This is a genomic window from Clostridium sp. MCC328 (assembly GCF_018785465.1).
In the GTDB taxonomy this organism is placed as follows: Bacteria; Bacillota; Clostridia; order Lachnospirales; family Lachnospiraceae; genus Pilosibacter; species Pilosibacter fragilis.
The window spans coordinates 1-26,848 of the sequence record NZ_WQPW01000114.1 but is presented as its reverse complement, the minus strand read 5'-3'; the positions used below and the strand labels follow the sequence as shown (position 1 = coordinate 26,848).

Sequence of the window (26,848 nt, the reverse complement as noted above, 5' to 3'; positions counted from 1 at the left end):
TTTAGGCTACATGGGTCAATTTTGGGATTCATGGTACAGTTACCAGTTCAGATACTGCTCCGTGAATAATTCAGGTTTATTTTATATAACCTGTCCATGGTTTCAGCATTTTTGAAGTTTAACTGCTTTAGAAAAAATTACAGGTATTTTAAAATATCAGATATCGAATCAATATGGTAATCCGCCTTGCTCTGATCGAACCCGAACCGGTCATCTTTGAGGCCAGCGATCGACATTCCGGCCCGGTATGCCGCCTCGATCCCCACAGTGGAATCTTCCACGACAAAGCACTCATCCTCACGGATTCCCAGAGTATCCGCTGTATAGTGGTAGATCTCCGGATTCGGTTTGCTCTGTTTGAACTGTTTTCCGCTGACGATCAGGTCAAATTCCGGGCGCATGCCCACCTCCTCCACGATCCTCGAGATCAGCTTCGGACCTGTGGAGGATACCAGGGCGACCGTATAGCCGCGGCGCTTTAACTCCTGCACGGTGGTCTTCATCTCCGGGCGGAAGATCTTCCGGTAGTCGATCCGGCTGTAAATGTCCCTGCCGGCCCACTCTTTGATCAGTGTCTCCCAGCTCTCACCGTTGTCTACGGCCCGCTCCATGACCATCCAGCTATCCTGCCTGCTGCGGCCCACCATCGGGTTGATATCTTCCATTGTGACCGCCGGATTCTTCTCTCTCGCGAATTCCAGCAGATATTTCATGTATACAAATTCACTGTCTACCATAACACCGTCCATATCAAAGAGGACTGCGCGGATCGGGCGTGTGATTTTCATGTGTATTCCTTTCTAATGACCTGTCAAAATAGTTTCTGTGTTTTTCTCGCTCTCGTTCCAGTCAGGAATGACGCACAGCGAATTTTACTGGTTTAGATTGTTTTATCGTAAGGATCTTAATCCGACTCCCCATAATACAGAAAAGGCGGCTTAAGTGTAAGCCGCCTATATTCTATCGTATTTCCTTCTATTTTGCAAGAATCCCGCGCATTTTCAGGTAGTCTACCACGCACTCCACCATATCATCGTAGGAAAGTTTCGTGGTGTTGATCATCAGATCATAGTTCTCAAGATTCTCCCAGCTCTTTCCGGTATAGTAGCGGTAATAGTCGCGGCGCTCCCGGTCGATCCGCTTAATATTCTTTAAGATATCTTCCTCCGGGAAGTATCCTTTCTCACGGACTTTGTTGATCCTCTCCTCGATCTCCGCATACACAAAGAGCCGGACAAGGTTTTCAGTTCCGTCGAGGACATAGTCGGCGCAGCGGCCGATAATAATACAGGATTCTTCCTGAGCCAGTTTCCGGATGACCGATGACTGGAACCGGAACAGGTTGTCAGATGAGATCAGGTCAGATCCCAGAGACGGGGTTCCGTTTTCCGGAATCAGAGAGTGGATGATCCGGTATAACAGCTTATTTCCGGCTTTTTCATCGGCAAGGTGGAAATAGCTCTCGCGGATCCCGCTCTCCTCGGAGGTCATCTTTAAGATCTCCTTATCGTAAACATGAAGTCCAAGGCGCTCGCCGAGACGTTTCGCCATCTCCGCTCCGCCGCTTCCATACTGTCTTCCGACCGTGATCACAAATTTCTTATTCTCCGCCATAAATGCCTCCTTCTTCCCCTCCCGCCTCTCGGCAGATGTACCTGGAAAAATCATGGGAATACTTTTTATTCTATCTGTATTTTACCATATATAGTTTGAAATTTTAAGTCTTTTTTATAATATTTTCGCTGTTTTTCAGCTCCTTCGTAAGTTTCACAATTACAAAATACAGGCATATAACTCATGTCTTTACAAGCAATGTCGGATATCCCAGCTTTCGAAGTTCCTGCTCCTGCCGCACTGCATTTTCCATATTCCGGAATGCCCCGGCGCGGACATAATAAAGTCCGTCCTTAAACGTCATAAACGCAGGGAATCCCTGGGATTTCAGGTGCTCCACTTCCCTCTCCGCGTTGGCTCTTACCCGATAGATCCCGGTCTGAACCATATAAAAGCCCGGCATCTCCTCGCCTGCCGTCTGCTTTTCCAGCTCCGCAAATGTCTGCACGATCCCATCCGCGATGGCATCCGCGGTCCGGCTCATGTTCTCATCGAAGAAGTCATTGTCCTTCTCATTGTCGATAAATCCAACTTCCACAAGAACCGCCGGAAGTGCTGTATCCCTGAGGACCACAAGATTCGGCCGCTCACTGATTCCAAGGTCGTTCCAGCCCACCGCCGCAAGCTTTTTGTTGATATTCTCCGCAAATGTCTCCGCATCGCCACCTCTCCCAAAGATCAGGCTCAGAGTTCCGGAAGCAGCCCCCGGCACCGCCATGGCATTCCGATGGATCGACAAAAACAGATCCGCCGTGGAGCTGTTCCCGATCTGCGCCTTCTCATATGGACTGTTGTATACATCGCCGACTCTCGTGTACTCCACCCGGACCCCCCGGCGTTCCAGGGCATTTCCGATATCATAAGACAACGCCAGCGTATCGTCCTTCTCCCGTCTGTTCCCATATACCGCCCCCGGATCACTCCCGCCGTGACCCGGATCAATGATGACACTGTTCTGCTTTGCCAAAATTATTCTCCTTTTTCATAAATTTTATGATATGATACAATCATTGAGTCCAAAATCTGCGCTGTCCGGATACCCACAGCGATTTTTTGAATGAATGATCGGATACCTTATCATATTCCCGTATCATCAGACCTGCGCCATCCATGTCTTAAAACTTTCCCTGGCAATCACACGAAAGGATCTCTTTACACCATGTTAATCGTATTCAACCAGATGGTGAGTCTCTTTCTCTTAATGCTCACCGGCTATCTCGCCAACCGATCCGGCGTGATCGATAAGACTTTTGAGTCGAAGGTCTCCCGGTTTATCGTAAATATCTCCCTGCCCGCGACGATCTTAAACGCAGTCACGGGATCTGATATGGCCCATGACCAGGAGATGTTGCCGATCTTTGTGGCGGCGGTCTCCATCTTCCTGGTGGCCCATGTGATCTGCCACTTTATTCAGAAGACCATCCGCTGGAACCCGACATATGAACTCATGTTAAACTACAGCAACCTGGGATTCATGGGAATCCCGATCATCTCCACGATTTACGGTGGGGAGTATGTGCTGCATGTTTCGATTTTCATGATGACATTTAACCTGAGTCTTTTTAGTTACGGAGTGTATCTGCTGTCAAAAGATGACGCAAAAAATACTGCTGCGGCTGCTGTTTCTGAAGTGCAGGCTGCCGCTCCAGAAAACAGCGGTTCTCAGAAATCCACCGGGTTCAACGCCAAAAGGCTTCTCTCCCCCGGAATCCTCTCCGCATTCCTCGCCATCGGCATTTATCTTCTCGATATCCGCCTCCCGCAGCATGCGGTCAGCCTGTTTTCTACCATTGGTGTCACAACAACACCGCTTGCGATGATCGTCATCGGTTCCACTCTGGCCGGAGTGAAGTTTTCCACGGTGTTTACCGATAAGGAATTGTATCTCTTCTCCTTCCTGAAGCTCCTGGTTCTCCCGATGATCACCTTTTTCGTCCTGAGATTCTTTATCAAAGACCGTACATTATTGGAGATCTCCACGATCCTCTCCGGCTGCCCCATCGCTGGAAACGTGTCCATGCTCTGTATGGAATACAACCGGGATGTCACCCTGGTGTCGAAAGGGATCTGTATCTCCACTCTGCTGTCCATGATCTCGATCCCGATCGTGTCGGCGTTGGTTGCGATCTTATAAATATCTCTGCCGCAGGCCATCCAACAATTGGTTGGAAATTCCTGCGGCAGATTAAAAAACGCTGTTTTTGCAGCAAAAAGGACACCTGAACCAGAAATACCCTCGTATCTCTCGTTCAGATGTCCTTTTATTTTTCCTATGTATCTTATTCCTGTACCTGCACGCCTCGTGGACCTACATGGGTGGCAAATACCACCTGGGTACTGGTCTTGCCGAACTTCTGGAGCTGGCCGAGGAAGCTATCGAGCTGCATTGTGCTCTCGAAGGCAACCTTCATGATCACGGAGTATTCTCCGGTAACGCTGCTGCACTCTAAGATGTTCGGGATTCCTTCCGCGTAGTGATAGAATTTCTGCTTGTCCTCCGGAAGCACGTTGAGGTTGATGAAGGCGAGGATGTGATATCCGAGCTTCATCGGATCGATCTGTGCCTGGTAGGATGTGATGATTCCATCTTTTTCCAGTTTTTCAATTCTTGCTGAAACCGCCGGGGAAGAAAGGAATGTCTTCTCCGCGATCATTTTCAAGGACGCTCTCGCGTTATGCTGCAGGATCTGCAGAATCTCCCTGTCAATATGATCCATAATTATCTCCTTTGTTCCGGTTTTCAAGTATATTTAGCTGTGTCATATGCCCGGAACTCCTTATCTATATACAGATAACCGTTCAGCCGCGCCGCATCCCTGCGGCAGACATCTGTGATATCCAGACCACCAAACGATTCCTGCGTTCATGTTTTATCTATGCTGCCCGACCGTATTTTCACGGATCCAGCACTGTTTTAAAGGCACCCGGCTGCTGTCAGTCTGGTATTTCAGATCTCCCCGTGGAACACTTCCGCCGCCGGACCTGTCATAAATACAGTGTCCTTTTCTCTGTCCCAACGGATCAGAAGGTCGCCGCCGAGCAGTGTCACGCGGACTTCATCGTCAGTAAGACCGTTTAAGATGCAGGCGACCGCCGTCGCGCAGGCACCTGTTCCGCAGGCAAGAGTCTCTCCGGAACCGCGCTCCCAGACACGCATATTTACATGTCCGCGGTCTACGATCTCCACGAATTCCGTGTTGGTGCGGTCCGGGAATTTTTCGTGGACTTCAAAGGACGGGCCGATCTTTTCGATCTCCATATCCTTGATTCCATCCATAAATACCACCGCGTGGGGATTTCCCATGGACACGCCGGTAAAACAGTACTCTTTTCCATCCACCGTGATCGGCTCCCCGATCTCGGAGGTCTGCACCGGACGCCCCATATCCACCGTCACAAGCTCTACCTTGCCGTCTTTTAATTTCATAGACAGATGCTTGATTCCGGATGCAGTCTCCACGTCGATCTCCGTCTTATCCACGATTCCGTGGTCATAGGCATATTTTCCGACACAGCGGATCCCATTTCCGCACATGGCACCCCGGGATCCATCCAGATTGTACATGTCCATCTGGCAGTCCGCAACCCTTGACGGCTTAATTAAAATCAATCCGTCCGATCCGATTCCGAAATGGCGGTCACTGACCATCTTTGCCGTCCCGCAGGGATCTTCCACAGTCTCTTCAAAACAGTTTACATAAACATAATCATTTCCGATGCCCTGCATCTTCGTGAATTTCATATTTTCTCTCCTATATGCTCCATCCCCTGTGCGAGGATCGTCTGGATGTGACCGTCCGCAAGAGAGTAGAGAACGCTCTTTCCTTCCCTGCGGAACTTGACAAGACGCATCTGCTTCAGGATCCGAAGCTGGTGGGAGATCGCAGACTGTCCCATTCCGAGAAGACTTGCAATATCGCACACACATAACTCCGACTGGCTGAGTGCATACAGAATACGGATCCTTGTGGAATCGCCGAAGACCCGGAAGAATTCCGCAAGATTCTGGAGCTCCTCGCCTTCCGGCATCACGTCCATCACCCGTTTTACCACCTTGTCGTGGACATGAATAAACTCACAGTGCGGGGCGATCTTTTCGTCCTCTCTGATACCCATGTTCCTGCTCCTTTACTGCTGCTGCCGCAGGTCATACGGACAGCAGTTCTTTCCACGCAGTTAGCGCACGAGAAGTTTGCTTACTTCGTACTGCTCCTCCGGGATGTCTTTCTTCATATTCAGTGCCTCCTGGATATCGAAATCCACGAACTTGCCGTCCTTGTAGGCTACGATACGGTTGCTCTTTCCTTCCGCCAGAAGTTCTGCAGCTCTCGCACCCATGATGGACGCGTAAACACGGTCCTTACAGGTCGGTGTACCGCCTCGCTGGATGTGGCCAATGATGGTGGCACGGGTCTCGATACCTGTCGCCGCCTCGATCCTTCTTGCCATGGAAGTGGAGTGTCCGATTCCTTCAGCGTTGATAATGATGTGATGCTTTTTGCCGCGCTTTCTGTTCTCAATGATCCGGTTGATCAGGTACTGCTCATTGCCGTCGTAGCGCTCCGGAAGGAGAATATCCTCCGCGCCGTTGGCAATACCGCACCAGAGAGCGATATATCCGGCATTTCTTCCCATAACCTCGATGATACTGCAGCGCTCGTGGGAGGTGGAAGTATCACGGACTTTATCGATGGCTTCCATCGCTGTGTTTACAGCGGTATCGAAACCGATCGTATAGTCGGTACAGGCGATATCAAGGTCAATGGTTCCCGGAAGACCGATCGTGTTGATTCCGAGAGCGGAAAGCTTTCCGGCACCGCGGAAGGAACCGTCTCCTCCGATCACAACGATACCATCGATACCATGTTTCTTACATACCTCAGCGCCACGCTTCTGGCCTTCCTCAGTTGTGAACTCCTCACAGCGGGCTGTGTAAAGGATCGTACCGCCGCGGTTGATCGTGTCCGCAACGCTGACGCTGTCCATATCTACGATTTCTTCCTGAAGGAGTCCGGCGTAGCCACGCATGATTCCTTTTACCTTCAGGCCTTTATTGATAGCGGTTCTTACAACCGCACGGATTGCCGCATTCATTCCAGGGGCATCTCCGCCGCTGGTCAATACTCCGATCGTTCTGACTTCTTTCTTTGACATATGGGTTTCCTCCATAAAAAAATTCTGTCAATCATTCGCCGTACACGTCCTTATTTTAATGTAACTGCTCAGTTTTTTCGCAGTCACATGCAAAAATCCATTCCGGATCGACTTCGCCGATGGGATTTTTGCCTTCCAGCCAATGTTCTCTTACGGTCAGCGCAGTGAATGCACAGACCTACCAAACAGTTCCATTTTAATACACTTTGCCCTTCTTTTCAATGACCTTTTGCACAACTTTGACATTTTTTTCACCAAGGATCTTATACAGGCGGTTCAGAAGATCCGGCCCTGCGAGGACTGCCCAGTTTTCGGAAAGTCTGCGCATTTTCCGTTCTTCTTTTAAATACATAATGACCCGGTCTTTTCCGTCGGAATCACGGAGTGCCGCCATGACATCGTCGATGTGGCTCGCGTAGAATGCCTGATTTTCGAACTGAAGCCAAAGCTCATTCGGGATATCGGTGAACGGGATCACTTCCTCGCAGATCAGCTTTCCTACCGGGTCATCACCGATGGACGCCCGGCCGCGGATAAACACCTTGTTTTCCTCGGTGAACGCCTGACGGTTCTTCTCGTAGATCTTCGGGAACACGAGAACTTCCACCGTGCCCACAAGATCCTCAACGGTGATGAATGCCATGAGCTGGTTCGTCTTTGTAGTCTTCACCTTTTTCGACGTGATCATTCCGCCGATGACCACATTGGAATTATCCTCCACAATGGTCTTTCCGACCTCATCCACAACGAAATCGGAAGTTCTCGCCGTCACATTTTTCTCCCAGAGTTCCCGGTATTCCTCCATCGGATGACCGCTGACATAGATGCCGATGGTCTCCTTCTCGAATGCCAGAAGTGTCTGCTTGTCATACTCGCCCACATCCGGGAACGTGATATGGAAGTTGTCCTTTTCCTCCTCCGGGGCGATGTCAAAGAAGCTCATCTGGCCTTCCATGACCGTCTTTTTCTCTTTTGACTTGCTCTCCAGAAGGTCGCCGGAGACGATAAGCTTCTGCTTTCTCGTTCCCGGAAGTGTGTCCAGGGCACCAGATTTAATGAAGCTCTCCAGCGTTCTCTTATTGACTTCCTTGTTGGACATTCTGGACACAAAATCATCGAGGTTTTTGAAGAGACCGCCGCTCTCACGCTCGGCGATGATCACGTCCACCACGGCCCGGCCCACACTCTTGATGGCGGAAAGTCCGTAACGGATACCGTTTCCGGATACGGAGAAGCCGCTGTATCCCTCGTTGATATCCGGCGGCAGAATCGGGATTCCCATGTTCCGGCAGGCGAGAATGTACTCGGAGACCTTCGTGGTGTTGTCCATCACGGAGGTCATGAGCGCCGCCATGAATTCCTTTGGATAATAATATTTTAAAAACGCGGTCTGGTATGCAACCACCGCATAGGCCGCCGCATGGGACTTGTTGAAGGCGTACTTTGCGAAGTCCGTCATGTCATCGTAAATCTGGTTTGCCGTCTTCTCGTCGATCCCGTTGGCGATACAGCCCTTTACGCCCTCTTCCTCATTTCCGTAAACAAAGTTCTGGCGCTCCTTCGCCATGACCGCCGCCTTTTTCTTCGACATGGCACGGCGCACAAGGTCGCTTCGGCCGAGGGTATATCCGGCGAGATCGCGGACGATCTGCATGACCTGCTCCTGGTAGACGATACAGCCGTAGGTCGGCTTTAAGATCGGCTCCAGCTGCGGGCAGGTGTAGGTGATGGATTCCGGGTCATTCTTTCCCTTTAAATATTTCGGAATAAAGTCCATTGGACCCGGACGGTACAGGGAGATTCCGGCTATGATATCCTCCAGGGTAGTCGGCTTCAATTCCTTCATGAAGGTCTTGAAGCCGCCGCTTTCTAACTGGAACACGCCCTCGTTCTTTCCCGTTCCGAGAGAATCCATGACCTTTTTGTCATCATAATCAATATGCTCCAGATCAAGGTCCACACCGTGATCTTTTTTGATCATCTTCACCGCGTCCTGAATCACGGTGAGGGTCCGGAGTCCCAAAAAGTCCATCTTTAACAGCCCAAGCTCTTCCAGAGTCGTCATCGTAAACTGGGTCACGATGGTGCCGTCGGCTCCCCTTGACAGCGGGACATACTCGTCGATGGAAGTTCTTGAGATCACGACACCGGCCGCATGCATGGAGGTGTGGCGCGGGAGTCCTTCCAGACGCTTTGACATATCTATGAGCTTCTTAACCTGCTCATCGGAGTCATATAACGCCTTTAATTCCGGATTTTTCTTCAGCGCCAGATCCAGCGTGATGTTTAATTCTGCCGGGACCATCTTTGATACCTGATCGCAGAGGCTGTAGGGCAGGTCCATGACACGTCCCACATCGCGGATCACGCCGCGGGCCGCCAGGGTACCGAAAGTGACGATCTGGGCCACCTGGTCCTTCCCGTACTTTTCCACAACGTAGTCGATAACTTCCTGACGGCGCTCGTAGCAGAAATCCACGTCGATATCGGGCATGGATACTCGTTCCGGGTTCAGAAAACGCTCAAAGAGGAGCTGGTACCGGATCGGATCGATATCTGTGATTTTTAAGCAGTACGCCACGATACTTCCCGCCGCAGACCCCCGCCCCGGTCCCACAGCGATCCCATGGGATTTCGCGAAGTTGATGAAATCCCACACGATCAGGAAGTAGTCCACGTAGCCCATGCTCTTGATGGTTCCGAGTTCATAATCCAGGCGGGCGCGGAGCGTCCCATCATCATTCGGGTACCGCATCGCGAAACCTTCGTCGCAGAGATGGTTTAAATAGCCCCAGGAATCGTAGCCCTCCGGCACATCGAATCTCGGGAGTTTTGTAACACCAAACTCGATCTCCACGTTACAGCGCTCCGCGATCTTATGGGTGTTCTCGATGGCTTCCGGGGCGTATGGGAAAAGCTTGCGCATCTCCTCCTCGGACTTCACATAGTACTGTCCGCCCTCGTAGCGCATACGGTTCTCGTCAGAGACCTTTTTTCCTGTCTGGATGCAGAGCAGGATATCATGGGCCTCCCAGTCCTCGGCGTTGATATAGTGGCAGTCGTTTGTCGCCACAAGCGGGATATTTAATTCTTTTGAGAGTCGCATGATCCCCTGGTTTACCTGGCGCTGCATCGGAATCCCATGGTCCTGGAGCTCCAGGAAATAGTTGCCATCACCGAAGATCTCCAAGTGGCGTTTTGCAGCCGCCTTTGCGTCCTCATAGAGACCTTTCTCCAGATATCTCGGGACTTCTCCGGCAAGGCAGGCGCTTAAAGCGATGATTCCCTCGTGGTACTCCCGCATGACCTCCTCGTCGATCCTCGGTTTATAATAGAAGCCATCCACAAAGCCTTTGGAGACGATCTTCATCAGGTTCTGGTATCCTGTATTGTTTTCCGCGAGAAGGACCAGATGGTAGTAACGGTCCTCGCCGTGTACAGTCTCGCGGTCAAATCTTGAGCCCGGGGAGACATACACCTCGCAGCCGATGATCGGTTTGACCCCGGCCGCACGGGCTGCCCGGTAAAAATCGATCACCCCGTACATGACACCGTGATCGGTGATCGCCATGCTGTCCATGCCAAGCTCTTTTGCCCGCGCCGCCAGCTCTCCGATTTTACTGGATCCGTCCAAAAGACTGTACTCTGTATGGACATGCAAGTGTGTAAATGCCATCTGTCTCCTCCGTATTTTTTATCATCAATTGCAAAAGGACTGTCACCCCGAAAGGCGGCAGTCCCGTAATGTCGCTATATACAGACATGCCTCTTCTTGTCCGCCTTACAGGCGAATAAGAAGCCCGGACGTTGTCCGTATGCAGCCTCGCACCAGAAAGCGCTTATGCAAGCGAGCCTGCAACACGCTTTCCGGCGCAAATCTGCGCATGTCCTGACTTATTTCTTAGTTGTTGCTAAGATATTTTTCAATATCGTTTACTGCTTTCTCTTCGTCCACTCCGTCCGCTGTCACGACCACCTGCTCGCCGACCGGAAGATCAAGTGTCATCATGCCCATGATGCTCTTGGCATTGATCTTTTTGTTGTCGCTCTGGACGTAAATTGTACTCTCATAGCTGCTTGCAAGCTGCACTAACATCGCAATCGGTCGAGCCTCCAGACCAGAAGCAAGTTCGATAGTCACCGTACGTTTTGTCATAATAATCCTCCTCAATTGCACAAAGAATGGCGCTTACTAGTCTCCATTCACGTTTCGGTTCCCTGTTCCCGCAGTTTCTCCGCCATCTCACCAAGCTTCCTCAATCGATGGTTGACACCCGATTTTCCAACCGGCGGTTCCAGGTCTTCGCCCAGTTCCTTCAGCGTCGCTTCCGGTTTTAAAAGTCTTGCCTTTGCAATCTGCGCAAGACCATCTGGAAGACTTTCAAAGCCTACCGTGTCGCGGATAAACTCGATATCCTCGATCTGCTTCACAGCGGCTGACACTGTTTTGTTGATGTTTGCCGTCTCGCAGTTGACCTGGCGGTTGACATTTCCGCGCATCTCTTTCAGGATGCGGATGTTCTCCAGTTCCATCAGTGACAGATGGGCCTCCATCACATTCAGGATATCCACGATCTGGCTCCCCTCTTTAATATATACCACATAATAGCGTTTGCGGATGACAATTTTTGCATCAATGTCAAACGTTGCCATAATGGACTGGATCTGGCGGGCTTTCGCATCTGTCGCGCAGACGATCTCAAAATGGTAAAACTTCTCCGGATCACTGATGGATCCGGATGCAAGAAAAGCGCCGCGCAGAAATGCCCTGCGACAGCAGGGGTTCTGTACGACCACATTTCCCACAACGGAAAGATTCTCTCCGATCTCTCCGTCCTCCGTAAGAAGTTTTGTGGCTTTCAATACGCGGAGTGCATCCTCATGCTGTTTCACACAGACTGAATAGATCCTGTTTTTTCCCAAGTGCGCATTCCGCCGTATAGAGATATCAGTTTCTATATTAAATGTTTTTCTCAATAATGTAAAGCACTTTCTGGCAACTGTCACATTTTCCGTGTGGATCTTGATGCTGTAATGATCGTCCCCGGAAATCTGGATCCGTCCGCAAAGGCTTAAAATCGCCGCAATTTCGGCGATCTGGCAATGCCTTGCCGGACTCATATGCCTGGAAAGCTCTTCCTTGATCCTGGAAGAAAAAGACATACTTACTTTCCTCCATCCTTCCCCGCGTCCCTGTGTTCCAGCCGGATCTCGTACCGCCCGGACTCCGTCAGACGCTTAAATACTTCTCCTGCGATCGTCACCGAACGATGGCGTCCGCCGGTGCATCCGATCGCGATCACGAGCTGCGTTTTTCCTTCCTGTTCATATTTCGGAATCACGAATTCCAGAAGATCATTCAGTTTCTTTAAGAACTCTTCCCCGGTACCACCCTGCATCACATAGTCCTGTACCGCCTGCTCCGTTCCCGTATGGAACCGGAGTTCCTCCACATAGTAGGGATTCGGGAGGAAGCGCACGTCAAACACCAGGTCGGCATCCGCCGGGATCCCATATTTGAAACCGAAACTCAAGACTGTGATGAACATGCTGCTGCGTCCATCCGCTTCGCTGTAGAGATTTTCCAGCTCATGGCGCAGTTCTTTTGTCAGAAGGCTGCTGGTGTCGATGACCTGGTCCGCCTCTTTTTTTAAGAAGGCGAGCTTCTCCCGCTCCAGCTCGATTCCCTTTTCCACGCGGCCGTTTCTTGAGAGCGGATGGCTGCGTCTCGTCTCCTTGAAGCGCTTGATAAGAACTTCATCGGAGGAATCCAGGAACAGGATCGAGAACGGGTATTTGTTTTCTCTCCATTTCCGGATGATAATCTCCAGATACGGCAGCTCCTCACCGCTTCGGACATCCACACCCAGGGCGATGTCCTGCTTTTCGCTCTGTCCGTTCATGACCAGCTCCGCAAATTTTTCAATTAAAAGGACCGGCAGGTTGTCGGCACAATAGAAGCCCATGTCTTCCAGTGTTTTTAATGCCGTGGTCTTTCCTGCGCCCGACATGCCTGTCACGATTACAAGTCTCAACGAGAATTCCTCCCTGTATTGTGCACCTTTAAAATTCGCCTAAGAGTTTTACTTCCAGCTCGAGATCTACCCCGGAACTCTCCTTTACCCGGCGTTTTACCTCATTGCAAAGTCCCAAAATATCCGCCGCCGTTCCATGATCCTTATTGATCACGAATCCGGCGTGTTTCTCGGAGACCGCGGCTCCGCCGACGGAAAATCCCTTTAAACCGGCATCCTCGATCAGTTTTCCGGCGAAATATCCTTCCGGGCGCTTGAAGGTGCTTCCGGCGCTCGGGTATTCTAACGGCTGCTTCTCTTTTCTCTTTCTTGCCAGCTCTTCCATCTGCGACCGGATCACCTCCGGATCGCCAGGTGTCAGCTTGAATGCCGCGCGGACTGTGAAAAGTCCCAGGCGCTCCAGACAGCTCGTTCTATATCCCAACTCCAGCTCCTCGTTTTTCATCAGCTTCACATTTCCGTCCTGGTCCATCACATCTGCCCACAGGAGTACGTTCTTCATCTCGGATCCGTAAGCGCCCGCATTCATCATGACCGCACCGCCGACGGTTCCCGGGATTCCCGCTGCGAACTCCAGGCCGGTGAGTTCCTCTCTCGCCGCCGTGTTCGCAAGCTTTGAGAGCATCACGCCTGCCCCGGCGATGATAATGTTTTCGTTTTTCTGAACTTCTAATTCAGCGAGACGCTCTGTGCTGATGATCGTGCCACGGAAACCTTTATCTCCCACGAGGAGATTGCTTCCGTTGCCGATCATGTACCAGGGCTGTCCTGACTTTTTACAGTCCAGGACCGCCTCGCGGAGTTCTGTCTCTGATTCCGGAATCACGAACCGGTCTGCCGGGCCGCCGACGCGGAATGATGTGTGCCGCGCCATCGGCTCATTTGTTCTGGTTTCCATGAATGTTTCTCCTTTTTATTCGCCTCTTTTAGCGATATTCGCCTGCACGCGGTTGTAGAGCTCCTGGGCCGCGTTGTAGCCCATCTTCTTCTGACGGTAGTTGACCGCCGCGGACTCTACGATAACTGCCAGATTACGTCCCGGACGGACCGGAATGTTGTGGCAGACAACTTTATTTCCAAGGAACTCCGTGTACTGGTCCTCAAGTCCGAGACGGTCGTATTCCTTATTCTTATCCCACTCTTCGAGCTTGATGACCATGTCGATGGACTGGGTATCTTTTACACTCTCGACACCGAACAGGGTCTTCACGTCGATGATGCCGATCCCGCGCACCTCGATGAGATATCTTGTGATATCCGGGGCGGAACCGACGAGAGTTTCATCGCTGACCTTGCGGATCTCCACAACGTCATCACTTACGAGACGGTGTCCACGCTTGATGAGCTCCAGGGCGGCCTCGCTCTTACCGATTCCGCTCTCGCCTGTGATCAGAACGCCTTCGCCGAACACATCAACGAGAACGCCGTGAATGCTGATGCACGGGGCAAGTTTTGCCTTCAGCCAGCGGATGACTTCCGCCATGGTATCGGATGTCGGCTTCGCGGAGAGCAGGCACGGAACACCGTAATGACTGCAGAGTTCTGCGACCTCCGGCTCCGGTGTCTGGTTTCTGCAGAACACGAGACATGGGATCTTGCTGGAGATCAGCTTGTCATACATGGCGATCCGGCGCTCTCTTGTGAGCCCGGAGAGGTACGCGATCTCCACGTTTCCGATCATCTGTACACGCTCATTGTCGAAATGTGCGTAGAATCCGGTGAGCTGAAGCGCCGGACGGTTCACGTCCGGGTGGGAGACAACGATCTTCTCGCAGTCCAGCTCCGGGGTCAGGTTTTTGAAATCCATTTTTTCTATTAATTCAGCTATTGTAACTCCGTACATGGCATAGTTCTCCTTTCCTGTATCTGGCCGCTGCCTCGAATCATGGCGGCAGTTCTTCGGAACAATTCGCAGCTATTCTATCGATTTAAAATACTGTGTAGCTATTCAGTACCTTCATAGTTACACGCAAAAATCCATTCCAGATCAGCTTCGCTGATGGGATTTTTGCCCTCCAGCCTATGTTTTCTTACGGTCAGCGCAGCAAGTGCGCAGACCTACTGAACAGTTACAATACTGTTCTTTTTATCTTATATCCTGTCGGCATCGCTTCTGATATAAATTTACAGCTCTGCGCACAGTTATCTCCATCCTATCATATCACAGGCCGAATGTCACGAGATTTTCCTGCTTCATCCCGTGCATTTACTCCGTGATCTCCGGCGCACGGTCCTTCTCGCGGAAATAGGCGTAGACGCTCTCCGCCGCCCGCTTATTCATGCCCTCCGTGCTCTCAAGCTCCTCTAAGGTTGCATCACGCACCGCCTCCAGTGACTTGAACCGGCGCATCAATGCTTTTCTTCTCGCCGGTCCGATGCCCTCGATATCGTCGAGGACTGAGTGTACCTGTGCCTTGCTTCGCAGACTTCTGTGGTACTCGATGGCGAACCGGTGTGCCTCATCCTGGATCCTCGTCACAAGCTTGAAGCCCTCGGAATGGCGGTCGATGGGGATCTCAACATTATTATAGTAGAGTCCCCTGGTCCGGTGATTGTCATCCTTTACCATGCCGCAGACCGGAATGTTAAGCTTCAGTTCGCTCAGCACACTCAGCGCGATGTTCACCTGTCCGCGGCCGCCGTCCATGAGGATCAGATCCGGGAACCGCGTAAAGCTTCCGAAGCTTCCATCCGGTGCTTCCGCCCCGTCTTCCTGGTTCTTTCGCTCCTCTTCCAGCTCCTCCATGCCATGGGTGAACCGGCGGGTCAGCACCTCTTCCATGGACGCGTAATCGTTGGGTCCCTGGACGGTCTTTATTTTAAATTTCCGGTAATCGTTCCGCTTCGGACGTCCGTCCTCGAAGACTACCATGGAACCAACGGACTCGAAACCGCTGATATTGGAGATATCGTAGGCCTCCATCCTGCGGACTTTTTCCAGCCCCAGCCAGTCTCCCACCTGGTTCATGGCGCCGATGGTCCGGAGTTCTTCTCTCTTGATCTTATCCTTATCCTGGTCAAGCACAAGCTTCGCGTTCTTCTGCGCAAGCTCCACCAGTCGCTCTTTCTGGCCTTTTTTCGGGATCAGGAATTTTACCGCCTGACCGCGGCGTTTCGTGAGCCACTCTGCGATGAGATCCATCTCCGGAAATTTTTCCTGCACCCATATCTCTCTCGGGATAAATGGAGTTCCCGCGTAGAACTGTTTTACAAAGCTTCCGATGATCTGGTAATTGTTGTCTGCCGTGGATGCGGAGACACGGAAATGTTCCCGGCCGATCATCTTTCCATCCCGGACAAAGAATACCTGCACCACAGCGTCCGCGTCGTCCCTCGCCATGGCAATCACATCCCGGTCTTCCATGCTATGGCTCGTGATCTTCTGCTTCTGGGCGACCTGCTTCACGCTGTTTAAGAGTTCCCGGTACTCGATGGCCTGCTCGTACTCCATCGCGTCGGAGGCCGCCATCATCTTTTCCTCCAGCATCGTCAGCACCGGAGTGTACTTTCCGTCCAGAAATTCGATGACCTCGGAGACAGATTTCTTATATTCCACCTCGGAAATATAGCCCTGGCACGGCCCTGAGCACTGTTTGATGTGGTAGTTCAGGCACGGACGTTCCTTTCCGATGTCCTTCGGAAGATTCCTGCTGCATGTCCGGAGCTTCCAGAGCTTGTGGATCAGGTCGATGGTGTCCTTCACCGCTCCGGCGCTGGTATATGGTCCGAAATACCGGCATTTGTCCTTTTTCATGGTTCTGGAGAACAGGACTCTCGGGAACGGCTCGTCCGTAGTGACCTTGATGTAGGGATATGTCTTGTCATCCTTTAACATCGTGTTGTACCGCGGGCGGTGTTCCTTGATGAGGTTGCACTCTAAAACCAGGGCCTCCAGCTCGGAGTCCGTGATGATATACTCGAATCTCGCGATCCTGGATACCATCTTCTCGATCTTGGCCGTCTTGTTCCGGCTGCTCTGGAAATACTGGCGCACACGGTTCTTCAAGCTTATGGCTTTTCCTACATATATGATCTCATCGTGCTTATCATGCATGAGATAAACTCCCGGCGATGCTGGGAGTTTTTTTAATTCTTCTTCAATATTGAAAGGAGTATCATTCTCTGTCAACGCAATCTCTCCCCGTCAAACTTTCTGATCATCGCAAGGTGGCGCTTGATGAACATGATCTGGGATCCAACATCATCGCAGCCCACCGGCGGATGGATGTCCAGGACCATGCAGATATCATCCAGCTCTTTCTGGGTTGCATGGGTCTGGAGCTTTGTCAGGCATTCCAGCATCAGATCATAGTTTTTTTCGTCCATGGCATCGAAGAAGTCCAGGAGCTCCTGGTTGACGGGCTGGTCTTCATCTGGGGCCTGGGCGGTGGTGTTTTTGACGCTGCTGTCGCTGTCTGCCGACTGCCGCACTGGCTGAGCTGCATTCTGAGCGGAATTTTCCGCATTCTGTGGCTTTACAAGCCGTACTCTCTCAAACCGATACTTCTGCACCGCATCCGGGTATTTCTCCCGGTCGACTTCCTCTAAAAACATGTCAAGCGGACGCACCCAGATCTTGAAGTCCCCGTAGAGCGCCTGGTAGACTACCATTTCTTCCCCGGTCTCTGAGTGGGTCGCAACCGCGATGATCTGATATAACTTATTTTTAAAGTGCCGGTAGAATTCTCCCGGCACTGGTGTTTTACGAATCTGATTCATTTTGTTCTCCATTTTTACTGTTGAGCTGTTTCGGGCTCTGTCTCGGCAGATGTTTCTCCACCATCCGAACTGGCTTCGCCTTCGCCCGAAACTTCCGCTGCCGCTGCACTGCTTCCGTCCCCGGAAAGTCCCTCTAAATGGTACTTATTCGCCGCGCTCCACAGCATCCACTCCTCGTATCCGGCATCCTGGACGGCGCGGACTTCCTCCGCGACCTCAGCATCACCGTAGGTGATATAATTTCCTTCCCCGAGATATGTGGCTGTGAAGTCCTGAAGCCACGGGCGGACAATCGCCTGGCGGCTCTCATGGTTGTCGGCTCTAGACGCATCCAGCAGGACCTTTCCAGACTTCTGAAGCGCCCCGAAGATCGTTTTATACGGTTCCGTATCCGGGTGTTCCAGCCCGAAGTTTCCAGCGCTGTAGTGGGACGGGTAGATCATCGGGCAGATATAGTCGAGAATCTTCGCCATCTCCGTATAATTCTGTCCGACGGCAGTGGAATCCACGCCGCTTCCGATGATCGTGCCGAACACATCCGCAGAGACGAAAAGTCCCTGGGACGCGAGATTTTCATATAAATAATTGGTACACTCCAGGATCGTATCCGTCTTGGAACGCCCCCGGATCACTGCTTCGTCGTAGACGACCTGACCTGCCGACGCCTCGTTCGGGAATCTCAGATAGTCGAACTGGACCTCATCAAAGCCGAGATCTTTTGCCGCTGTTCCGACTTCCAGAAGATAATCCCAGACCTCCTGGCGGTACGGATCCACCCAGTACATTCCCTGGCGGTCCTGGTACAGGCTGCCGTCCGGCAGTTTCAGGCTCCACTCCGGTTTCTTCTCCGCGAGATAGGAATCCCTGAAGGCCGCGACTCGCGCGATCACATAGAGATCCTTCTTCTTGAAGCTCTCGATCAGGCCTTTCATGTCCCGTACATACGGGATACTGGCACCGATCTCGTTCACTGTCGCCGCATCCACCGGACATGTGATCCGTCCCTGATCCTCCTTAAAGTCTATGACCACCGCGTTGATTCCCGCAGTCAGGGCCCCGTCCAGAACACTGTTTAAGACTTCCTCATTTCCGGCCACCGGCCCCGTAATGTAGATGCCGCGGACCTTCTTCGCCTCGCGCCCCGGAAGCGCCGGGTTCGAGGAGTCAACGATCCGCACGGAGATCGTCTTATTTTTATCTTCCCCGGCACCCTCGATCACCAGGACACCGCTGGTCTCCTGGGTGCTCTCCGCCTCAGCTGTCATTTCTGCTGACTCTGTCTCCTCCGCCGCAGGTCTGCTGCATGCCGATAACAGGAGCAGGCCCGCCATGGAGAACGCAAATAGCATTTTTTTCATGTTCGCTCATCCTTTATTTCAATCCACAGTCAGTAATTTCACGGAGACTGGCACATTTATTGATTCCTTGTCAACAGGGAATACTGATTTTTCTCCGTCACTACTGCCATTAAGTTTTCCTGCAGTTTATTTCATCATCTGCCAGGAGATAAAAACTCAAGTTACCACCATAATATCATAAGTATATGGATTTGGGAAAGAAAAATTAAAAAACTACTGTTCAAAATGAGGTTTTTGATGGATAATAGATAGATGGGTACGAACGGCTGCCAAAAGCCGCAGGTACGAAAACTTTTTGAAAATGATCCGGATGTCTGCCCCACAGCTGTTTCAGCCGGATGCCTTTCCTGGAAACTCCAGACCGGCTCATTTTCATTTAATATGACTATTAAGAGGAGAAAAACAAATGATCAAGCAGGGTTTCGACAACGACAAATACCTCGCCATGCAGTCTGACCATATCCGCGAGAGGATCAGCAAATTCGGCGATAAATTATATCTGGAATTTGGCGGCAAACTGTACGATGATTACCATGCATCCCGTGTACTTCCGGGCTTCGAGCCGGACAGCAAGCTCCGCATGCTCATGCAGCTGGCTGACCAGGCAGAGATCGTCATCGTCATCAATGCCGCTGATATCACAAAGAACAAGGTCCGCTACGATCTGGGCATTACATACGATCTGGATGTACTGCGCCTGATCCATGTATTCACCGACCGCGGACTCTATGTCAGCAGTGTCGTAATTACCCGCTACGTTGACACACCGGCGATCCAGCAGTTCAAACACAAGCTGGAGAAGCTTGGCCTTAAGGTATACCGCCACTATGAGATCGACGGCTATCCGAGCAACATTCCGCTTATCGTCAGCGATGAAGGTTACGGAAAGAATGACTATATCGAGACGACACGTCCACTCGTTGTCGTTACAGCTCCGGGGCCGGGAAGCGGAAAGATGGCGACCTGCCTTTCCCAGCTGTACCACGAAAATAAGCGCGGCGTAAAGGCCGGATACGCGAAATTCGAGACATTCCCGATCTGGAACCTGCCGTTAAAGCACCCGGTAAACTTAGCTTACGAGGCCGCAACTGCAGACTTGAACGATGTGAACATGATCGACCCGTTCCATCTCGAGGCTTACGGAAAGACCACCGTCAACTACAACCGCGACGTTGAAATCTATCCTGTGCTCAGCGCCATCTTTGAGGGAATCTTCGGCAAATGCCCGTACAAATCCCCGACCGATATGGGTGTCAACATGGCCGGTCTCTGCATCTTCGATGACGAGGCATGCCGCGAGGCTTCCTGCCAGGAGATCATCCGCCGCTACTACCAGGCTCTTGAGAAGGTCGTAAAAGATGATTCCTGCCAGAACGAGGCATACAAGATCGAACTGATCATGAAGCAGGCAAAAATCTCCCCGAAGGACCGCGTCGTTGTTCCTGCCGCTGTAAATCTTGCGAAAGAGACAGATGCCCCGGCTGCTGCCCTGGAACTCCCGGACGGAAAGATCGTTCTCGGTAAGACAAAGGAGCTCCTCGGCGCTTCCGCTGCCGTTCTCTTAAACGCAGTGAAGGAGCTGGGCGGAATCGACCACTCCATCGACCTGATCTCCCCGGAGTCCATCGCTCCGATCCAGGAATTAAAGGTCCGTTACCTCGGCAGCGGCAACCCGAGACTGCACACCGATGAGGTGCTCATCGCCCTCTCCACCTGTGCTGCTACCGACGAGAACGCAAGGATCGCTTTAGAACAGCTCCCGAAGCTCCGCGGCTGCCAGGTACACACAACAGTTATGCTGTCCAATGTGGATAAGAATGTCTTTAAGAAGCTCGGCATCGGACTTACCTGTGAGCCGGTGCAGGAAGATAAGAAAATTGGGTAATTCCTAGATTGCAAAGACCGCCGTCTGCCAGCAGGATGTCCTGCGACAGACGAGCGGTTCTTTTTTTGTCCGACACTCTGTTGAAACGCAAAGTTTGTCGAAAAAAATGATTGCCTTTTCGACAGAATGTACCTACAATAGGTGGGAAGAAAACTTTGGAGAATCAGATCATGAATCAGAAATCAAGAAATGCACTTTACGCAGGTCTCGGCACTGCTTTTGCGGTCATGCTCGCGAATCCGGCTATAGCCTATGCCGGAACATGGTCCAACGAGGGCGGACCGAACCAGTGGAAATACTATAACGATGACAATAGATGCGCCGCCGACGGCTGGTACTGGATCGACGGGGATCAGGACGGCTTGGAGGAATGCTATTATTTCGATAAAAACGGTTTTATGCTGGCGGACACAAGAACACCGGACGGTTTCCAGGTAAATTCCGACGGATTCTGGACCGTAAGTGGACAGGTACAGAAACGTGAAACGCCGGTGCAGGACCTTCCAACCGGACTTCATGAACAGGAAGGCGGGCTTATCTACCGCGACGAGGACGGCGAGCTCGCTGCAAACGCCTGGAGAAGCTCGGACGGAAGCTGGTACTATTTCGACGCTGCGGGTCATGCCGTCAAGGGATGGCAGTCTATTGACGGATACAAATTTTACTTCGATGAGAATGCCTGCACACTGGTCCAGAACCTTGAGGGCATCCTCTCCGCACAGTCTTTCCAGATCGTTGTGGACCGTGCCCGCTGCCAGGTAACCGTATATGCCCCGGACGATGGAAACGGATATATCATTCCTTACCGGACCTTTATCTGTTCCCCGGGAAAAGAAAATTCCCAGACTCCAACGGGAACCTTTAAAACCACACGCAAATACCGATGGCATGCCCTCGTCGAGTCCACATACGGTCAATATTGTACAAGACTCGGCAACACCAGCATCCTCTTCCACAGCGTCCCGGGAAAGACCACAAGCATTCACAACATTACCGCTGAGGAATACAACAAACTCGGCGCTCCTGCCTCCCACGGCTGCATCCGCATGACCGTTGCCGACTGCAAATGGATCTACGACCACTGCCCGTCCGGCACTGTCGTCACCGTAGGCGACAATCTTCCGGCACCGTTTGACAGACCGGAAACCGAGAAGATTCCGGAAGGTCAGGATTGGGATCCTACGGATCCGGAGATCGGATAAACTATTTACAAAAAGGACCTGACGCTCGCAGGTCCTTTTTGTATTTCAACTGCTTCAATTGCTTAGTTCTCTTTTCCACCAATAGAACGGCTGCCATATTATTTCACTGTAATTTCTGATATTTATACCAAAGCATTCTGCTCTTTCAATATTTCCCTGACATGCTCGATTTCCGCTCTTTCATCCACCGCCAGACACGCCGCCCCGACGCCTGCTGCATGCCCGGTCGCAAAGCAGGTTCCCATCACACGCACAGCCGCAAACGCGGCCTCATCCGCTGAGATCATTCTGCCTGCCCCGAACAGATTTTTCACATTCTCCGACTGAAGCGCCCCGAGAGGAATATCAAAATAGCTTCCCGACTTCACTTCCATATAAGTCGCCATCTTGTTGACATCCCTGTGAATCTCCGGTTTCCATCCGCCCCGGGCCACACCGTCCGGGCGCTTTCTCCCGGAGATCACGTCGTCCGCCGTGATCATCTCCTTTCCCACCAGCTTTCTCGTCTCCCGAAAACCGATCGACGGTCCGATCACCGCCAGCTCACTGTGCTCCATTCCCGGCATATAGGTTCGCAATGCCTGAATATATCCGAGCACCTGCTTTCTCGTCTCCCTCTCCATCCGTGTCATCTCTTCTGCCGAAAGTCCTTCTGGAATGATGCTCGGAAGAAGGACATGGACGATCCCGGAGTTTTCCATTCTGAGGATAAATCCTTTTTCTCTGGTAAGATTTCTGATCCCTTCTGCCTTCGCTCTCACCACTGCCCGCTCAACCGCCGCCGGTGACAGATCCACATCCGCTGCCACACCGCTCAGCCGGAAAGTCAGCGTCGCTGCCTGCGGATGTCCGCCATCGTTTCCCCATATGAGCTTCGCACCAGCAAGTCTGGACAGATTTGCGTCTCCGGTTGCATCCACGAATGCCTTTGCCGAAACGGTAAACAGGCCCTCATCATCCGCACACTGAATCGTCCTGATCGTATTCTCCACAGTCTCTGCGCCAATCAGCACCGTATGTAAAAAATAATCCACATGTTCCTTCTCCAACAGGTTGTCCAGCGCGCATTTCAGATACTCCGGCTGAAAGATAATATCCCGGTTACCGGATGCGGAAATCTCCTCGGCGATCGTCGGACCAAGTGCCCTCATCTCATCCAGCACAAGCTGTCCGATCCCTTTCACCACCCGCACCGGATCCGATCCGCATGTATAAAATCCACAGAAGCAATTAACACCTGAGTTCGCCGCCTCTCCGCCGAGATAAGCATTCCGCTCCACCAAAAGCGTTTTCGCTCCCGCCTTCGCTGCTCCGACTGCCGCGGCCACACCTGCAGTACCGCCGCCAACAACTACTATATCATATTGATAGGAACGCTCCATATCAAGATTCACTCCTTTTTGTAAGCACACGTTGTCAATCAAGTCAGAGCCCCTACTCCCGCCGATATGAATTTACGATGATTCACGATCGGAAAAAGGTGTGGCTTATCTGACCAGGTTCAAGTCGAAATATTTGCATGACTATAACAGAAATTTTAAAAGTCCCTGACACCCGGCTGTCACATCCCGCCAGGTATCATCAAAATTCCCGGTATACCACGGATCCGCCACATCCGGCACCTTGTCTGGGTTCCGCTTTCCTGCTTTAAGCTCCTTCCAGCCATCCCCGGCAAATTCCAGCATCTTATAGATCTTCTTCTCGGGATCACCGCCCGCGATCTGCGTTATATTCCGGATATTTGCCTGATCCATCCCGATCAGATAATCGAATTTCCGGTAATCCTCCCTTTCCATACATCTCGCAGTCTTCCCCGCGCAGGAGATGCCTGCCGCTGCCAGCTTCTTTCGCGTTCCGGGATGTACCGGGTTTCCGGTCTCCTCATAGGAGGTCGCCGCGGATTCGATATAAAATTCAGCGGAAAGGTTGTGTTTTGCCACGAGATCTTTAAAGTAGAACTCGGCGAGCGGGCTTCGGCAGATGTTGCCGAGGCATATGAAAAGTATTTTTATCATGCCTTAAAAACTCCTTGAAAATACTGATTTTCCTTGATTTTACACCACTTTCTACGATTTGCTGTGATAGATTGTTTTCTTCGTTTTCGTCGCATATCGTGGCATAAACTCGTATATCTTGTCATTCAAATTTAGTAAAAATCTTAGTAAAACAGCTCGATTTTCTCATTTTACTAAAGACTTTTTCCACTTAGGTTATCATTTAGTTGTATCAATTTTCTTAATATTTTAAGCTTCATCCTGTGAAGCTCTGCTACAAGCAATACCCAGTACTTAGTGGCGAAACGCCACTAACTGGGCAATGGTTGCACCCTTGACCAGCTAAGGCGCTTCGCCCTTAACCCGAGCAGAGTCTTTCTCCTGCACCTTGCATAAGGCTCTGTCTTTACAATCCGACAAACTTGAAATTATATGTTATTCAATCCAAAGCTTCATATAATCGCCCTCTTGATAGTCATATACTCGTTTGCCTGCTTCTTCTTTTTTCAATTACTTCAGTATCTGATAGCTCATCATAAAAAGAATAACCATCAGACCTAAAAATATCTTGACCAGTTTCTGATACATCGTTGTTGCCGGACTTATGAGTGGGTTCCAGGTTTCCTCTGTGCCAGGCATATTGTTTTTATTGCTCCAATTTTCTCCAGTTATCTTCTGGGCATAGAGACGGTTGGATGCATAAGAGAGCATTTCCTTGGCGGCTTCTGCCTCGTGTTCTGACAATTCAAGGGTTCTGCCATCTGCGAAAGAGAGCATTTTCCATTTGCCTGCTTTCTTTCCCGGGGAGGCCCATCCGCTGATGTCTGTGAGAAGCGGAAGATAGTAAACACCGGCGGCGTCCTGTTCGTCAATGATAAAATGATGAGTGACCGTGAACGATCTGTTGCTGGAAACTGGCTGCATGAGAAAATATTCCGTACAGAAAAGCTCTCTGATCTGCTTGCGCTGTCCCCATGCATCGAAGCAGGAAAGTGTCCGCATGACCGAACCAATGGCGATAAGAACAACAAACACTGCGCCTGTCAGCAGCAAAATGGCTGCGTATATCATAGTCGACGAGTGATCGCTGAAAGGCGATGCCGCTTCCCGAAGCATCACTCCGCAAAGCGGAATCACCAACGCAGCTTCCAGCAGGGAGATACCACGAAAAATGGCATTCTGGCAAAACAGATAATAAAAGCTGACAAAGGTAACAGCATTCTGCCCACTATGGTAGCGAAGCGGAATTCGCATAAGCAAAAGTTCAGACAAAAGGCCGACAAGCAGCACCGCTTCCTTGCATACAAGGATATAAATTCCATACATCCATATATAGAGCCAGGTTCTGCGGGAGCCATAAAGGGCCAGTAAATCTCCCTCCTTCGCATTTTCCAGAACACTATTCAGGATATTTTCCCCGAAAAACAGGTGATAACCGATGCCCAATATCAGTATGATCCATGCAATATAATCAGGAATGCAGGACAGCACCCAGCGTTTGCGGCTGCCGTGTTCATGCCTCCTTTGTCGTAAGAGCCCGATTCCCCATAGAATCGGATAAAGAAATACAATAAGAAGCAGCGCAAGATTCGTTTGTGGCTGTATTACCGTTATAAGCAGGCTCAGGCGTTTGGCCTGTGAAGCTATGCTCTGCAGATTCGGTACATGCGCAAAAATTGATAGCATCAACACGAAAATTACTGCAAAGACTCCTGGTATCGCCATCAGACTGAATGTTTCCGCTTTTGACTTGCGCTTCACCAGATTATATAGGTCGTTAAGATACAGACCTGCATTCAGATAAAGAAGTATCATTGTAAGCCAAAAGTCTGGTAAATAATCGGCATCCACCGTATATAATTGAAAGAAATCCAAGAACGCCTCTATCATTTTTCACACTTCTCCCTATTGAGATTTATCCTGTTTATTCTTACGGAAACACCCTTGTTCATAGTCAGTGACATACTCCCACCACTTAGCTCACGCTTGAAGTGGGGGCTTCTCGTTCGATTGCCCCGTTGGGCAAAGCATTCACGAGCGATCCCCGTGTGTCCCACGGTTCTTTTTGTCTGATATCTTTTTATGATGCTTTTTCGCTTTTTTCTAATATGATCCCGGATATTCTCAGCCCTTCCCGGCAGATATTGACCGCCGCATTTTCATCACGGTCCATCCGGTTTCCGCAGCTGCAAAGATATACCCGATCTTCCAGTTTCAGATCATGTTTTATTTTTCCACAACAGCTGCATGTTCTGGAACTTGGATACCAGCGGTCGATGCGGACAAGCTTCTTCCCTTCCCGTTCCAGTTTATACTGCAAAAAATCTGTGAACATTCTCCAGCCGTTGTCATGAACACTTTTTCCAAAATGATGTTCCCCGCTCATCGTCTTCAGATCCAGATCTTCGATACATACGATATCATAGAAATTGGTTATCTTTCTTGATTCTTTATGCAGATAATCTTTTCTCTGGTGAGCGATATGCGTATGGATCCGCGCCACTTTTTTCTGTTGTTTTTTGTAACGATTGCTCCCCTTCCGGCAATGACTCAGTTTTCTCTGCGCTTTCGCCAGTTTTTCCTCGCTGTTTCTGAAATAGTGCGGATAACCTGCATGTTTTCCATTGGAATCTACATATAGTTCTTTTATGGAAAAATCGAGTCCAACGACCTGCCTTATGTTCCTTGTTTCCACCGGCTTTTCTTCACAAAAATACAGAAGAGAAACATAATACCGCCCATCAGCTTCCAGACAGACGGATGCACCTTTCAAGCAGGCATCTTCCCGGATCTTACGATGCTGCCGGATCCGGATCCAGCCTGCCTTTGGGAGCTTCAGCTTCCCATCTTTTAACAGGATATTTCCATTTACACTGTTTGTGGTATA

Annotated in this window: 23 protein-coding genes; 3 read left to right on the top strand and 20 right to left on the bottom strand. The window is 50.8% G+C overall.

Annotated elements, in window-relative coordinates:
* Positions 1 to 137: 137 nt before the first annotated feature.
* The 3 genes from GPK83_RS14740 to GPK83_RS14730 form a co-directional block, all read right to left on the bottom strand.
* On the bottom strand, positions 138 to 788 hold the full coding sequence (locus GPK83_RS14740; protein ID WP_215705135.1) for an HAD family phosphatase: 651 nt from the start codon (positions 786 to 788) through the stop codon (positions 138 to 140).
* A gap of 187 nt (positions 789 to 975) precedes the next feature.
* The gene (locus GPK83_RS14735) at positions 976 to 1,614 is read right to left on the bottom strand and encodes a cytidylate kinase-like family protein (protein ID WP_015552589.1); all 639 of its coding nucleotides are present in this window, start codon (positions 1,612 to 1,614) and stop codon (positions 976 to 978) included.
* Positions 1,615 to 1,795: 181 nt separating this feature from the next.
* A complete protein-coding gene (locus tag GPK83_RS14730) occupies positions 1,796 to 2,581 on the bottom strand; it encodes an N-acetylmuramoyl-L-alanine amidase (RefSeq protein ID WP_215705134.1) in 786 nt (261 codons plus the stop codon).
* Between the two features lie 192 nt (positions 2,582 to 2,773).
* On the opposite strand from GPK83_RS14730, the gene GPK83_RS14725 reads away from it, so the two are divergent.
* Positions 2,774 to 3,748, top strand: a complete 975-nt coding sequence (locus tag GPK83_RS14725; RefSeq protein ID WP_215705133.1) for an AEC family transporter — start codon at positions 2,774 to 2,776, stop codon at positions 3,746 to 3,748.
* A 145-nt stretch (positions 3,749 to 3,893) separates the two neighbouring features.
* Here the strand turns inward: GPK83_RS14725 and GPK83_RS14720 are convergent, their stop codons facing one another.
* The 13 genes from GPK83_RS14720 to GPK83_RS14660 all read right to left on the bottom strand — a co-directional run bounded on the left by GPK83_RS14720 (position 3,894) and on the right by GPK83_RS14660 (position 18,880).
* Positions 3,894 to 4,331 carry an Lrp/AsnC family transcriptional regulator gene (locus tag GPK83_RS14720; protein WP_215705132.1) on the bottom strand — a complete coding sequence of 146 codons (438 nt, stop codon included), beginning with the start codon at positions 4,329 to 4,331 and terminating at the stop codon, positions 3,894 to 3,896.
* 230 nt (positions 4,332 to 4,561) lie between these two features.
* Complete coding sequence (gene dapF / locus GPK83_RS14715; protein WP_215705131.1) at positions 4,562 to 5,356, bottom strand: diaminopimelate epimerase; 795 nt, start codon at positions 5,354 to 5,356, stop codon at positions 4,562 to 4,564.
* Positions 5,353 to 5,730 carry a metalloregulator ArsR/SmtB family transcription factor gene (locus tag GPK83_RS14710; RefSeq protein WP_015552593.1) on the bottom strand — a complete coding sequence of 126 codons (378 nt, stop codon included), beginning with the start codon at positions 5,728 to 5,730 and terminating at the stop codon, positions 5,353 to 5,355. The genes dapF and GPK83_RS14710 overlap by 4 nt, the downstream gene beginning before the upstream one ends.
* A 60-nt stretch (positions 5,731 to 5,790) precedes the next feature.
* A complete protein-coding gene (pfkA, locus tag GPK83_RS14705) occupies positions 5,791 to 6,768 on the bottom strand; it encodes a 6-phosphofructokinase (RefSeq protein WP_015552594.1) in 978 nt (325 codons plus the stop codon).
* Positions 6,769 to 6,964: 196 nt separating this feature from the next.
* Complete coding sequence (locus tag GPK83_RS14700) at positions 6,965 to 10,444, bottom strand: DNA polymerase III subunit alpha (RefSeq protein ID WP_215705130.1); 3,480 nt, start codon at positions 10,442 to 10,444, stop codon at positions 6,965 to 6,967.
* A gap of 225 nt (positions 10,445 to 10,669) precedes the next feature.
* Positions 10,670 to 10,924, bottom strand: coding sequence for an HPr family phosphocarrier protein (locus GPK83_RS14695; RefSeq protein ID WP_015552596.1), 255 nt, complete (start codon positions 10,922 to 10,924; stop codon positions 10,670 to 10,672).
* Positions 10,925 to 10,971: 47 nt separating this feature from the next.
* Complete coding sequence (gene whiA, locus GPK83_RS14690; RefSeq protein ID WP_021905251.1) at positions 10,972 to 11,931, bottom strand: DNA-binding protein WhiA; 960 nt, start codon at positions 11,929 to 11,931, stop codon at positions 10,972 to 10,974.
* Positions 11,932 to 11,933: 2 nt separating this feature from the next.
* Entirely contained in the window at positions 11,934 to 12,803 is an 870-nt protein-coding gene (gene rapZ / locus GPK83_RS14685) for an RNase adapter RapZ (protein WP_215705129.1), read from the bottom strand.
* 28 nt (positions 12,804 to 12,831) lie between these two features.
* Positions 12,832 to 13,701 carry a UDP-N-acetylmuramate dehydrogenase gene (murB, locus tag GPK83_RS14680; RefSeq protein WP_117553107.1) on the bottom strand — a complete coding sequence of 290 codons (870 nt, stop codon included), beginning with the start codon at positions 13,699 to 13,701 and terminating at the stop codon, positions 12,832 to 12,834.
* A 15-nt stretch (positions 13,702 to 13,716) separates the two neighbouring features.
* Entirely contained in the window at positions 13,717 to 14,646 is a 930-nt protein-coding gene (gene hprK, locus GPK83_RS14675) for an HPr(Ser) kinase/phosphatase (RefSeq protein ID WP_015552599.1), read from the bottom strand.
* 363 nt (positions 14,647 to 15,009) lie between these two features.
* Complete coding sequence (gene uvrC, locus GPK83_RS14670; protein ID WP_117553106.1) at positions 15,010 to 16,932, bottom strand: excinuclease ABC subunit UvrC; 1,923 nt, start codon at positions 16,930 to 16,932, stop codon at positions 15,010 to 15,012.
* Positions 16,929 to 17,522 (bottom strand): DUF1653 domain-containing protein, encoded by a 594-nt coding sequence (locus GPK83_RS14665; RefSeq protein ID WP_252196382.1) that lies wholly within the window; start codon positions 17,520 to 17,522, stop codon positions 16,929 to 16,931. The genes uvrC and GPK83_RS14665 overlap by 4 nt, the downstream gene beginning before the upstream one ends.
* 14 nt (positions 17,523 to 17,536) lie before the next feature.
* Positions 17,537 to 18,880, bottom strand: coding sequence for a putative glycoside hydrolase (locus GPK83_RS14660; protein ID WP_215705128.1), 1,344 nt, complete (start codon positions 18,878 to 18,880; stop codon positions 17,537 to 17,539).
* A gap of 409 nt (positions 18,881 to 19,289) precedes the next feature.
* Here GPK83_RS14660 and GPK83_RS14655 point away from each other — a divergent pair, with 409 nt between their 5' ends.
* Together GPK83_RS14655 and GPK83_RS14650 are read left to right on the top strand one after the other, a co-directional pair.
* The gene (locus tag GPK83_RS14655; RefSeq protein WP_117553113.1) at positions 19,290 to 20,765 is read left to right on the top strand and encodes a DUF1846 domain-containing protein; all 1,476 of its coding nucleotides are present in this window, start codon (positions 19,290 to 19,292) and stop codon (positions 20,763 to 20,765) included.
* A 170-nt stretch (positions 20,766 to 20,935) separates the two neighbouring features.
* On the top strand, positions 20,936 to 21,967 hold the full coding sequence (locus tag GPK83_RS14650) for a L,D-transpeptidase (RefSeq protein ID WP_117484965.1): 1,032 nt from the start codon (positions 20,936 to 20,938) through the stop codon (positions 21,965 to 21,967).
* A gap of 122 nt (positions 21,968 to 22,089) precedes the next feature.
* On the opposite strand, the gene GPK83_RS14645 is transcribed toward GPK83_RS14650, so the two are convergent.
* From GPK83_RS14645 to GPK83_RS14630, 4 genes are all read right to left on the bottom strand, one after another.
* Positions 22,090 to 23,349: an FAD-dependent oxidoreductase gene (locus GPK83_RS14645; RefSeq protein ID WP_215705127.1), complete on the bottom strand. Its 1,260-nt coding sequence runs from the start codon at positions 23,347 to 23,349 to the stop codon at positions 22,090 to 22,092.
* A gap of 141 nt (positions 23,350 to 23,490) precedes the next feature.
* Entirely contained in the window at positions 23,491 to 23,982 is a 492-nt protein-coding gene (locus tag GPK83_RS14640; protein WP_015552606.1) for a low molecular weight protein-tyrosine-phosphatase, read from the bottom strand.
* A 489-nt stretch (positions 23,983 to 24,471) separates the two neighbouring features.
* Positions 24,472 to 25,851 (bottom strand): hypothetical protein, encoded by a 1,380-nt coding sequence (locus GPK83_RS14635; protein ID WP_117553323.1) that lies wholly within the window; start codon positions 25,849 to 25,851, stop codon positions 24,472 to 24,474.
* 190 nt (positions 25,852 to 26,041) lie between these two features.
* Positions 26,042 to 26,848: RNA-guided endonuclease TnpB family protein (locus GPK83_RS14630; RefSeq protein WP_215705126.1), on the bottom strand; the 807-nt coding region annotated here is incomplete at its 5' end.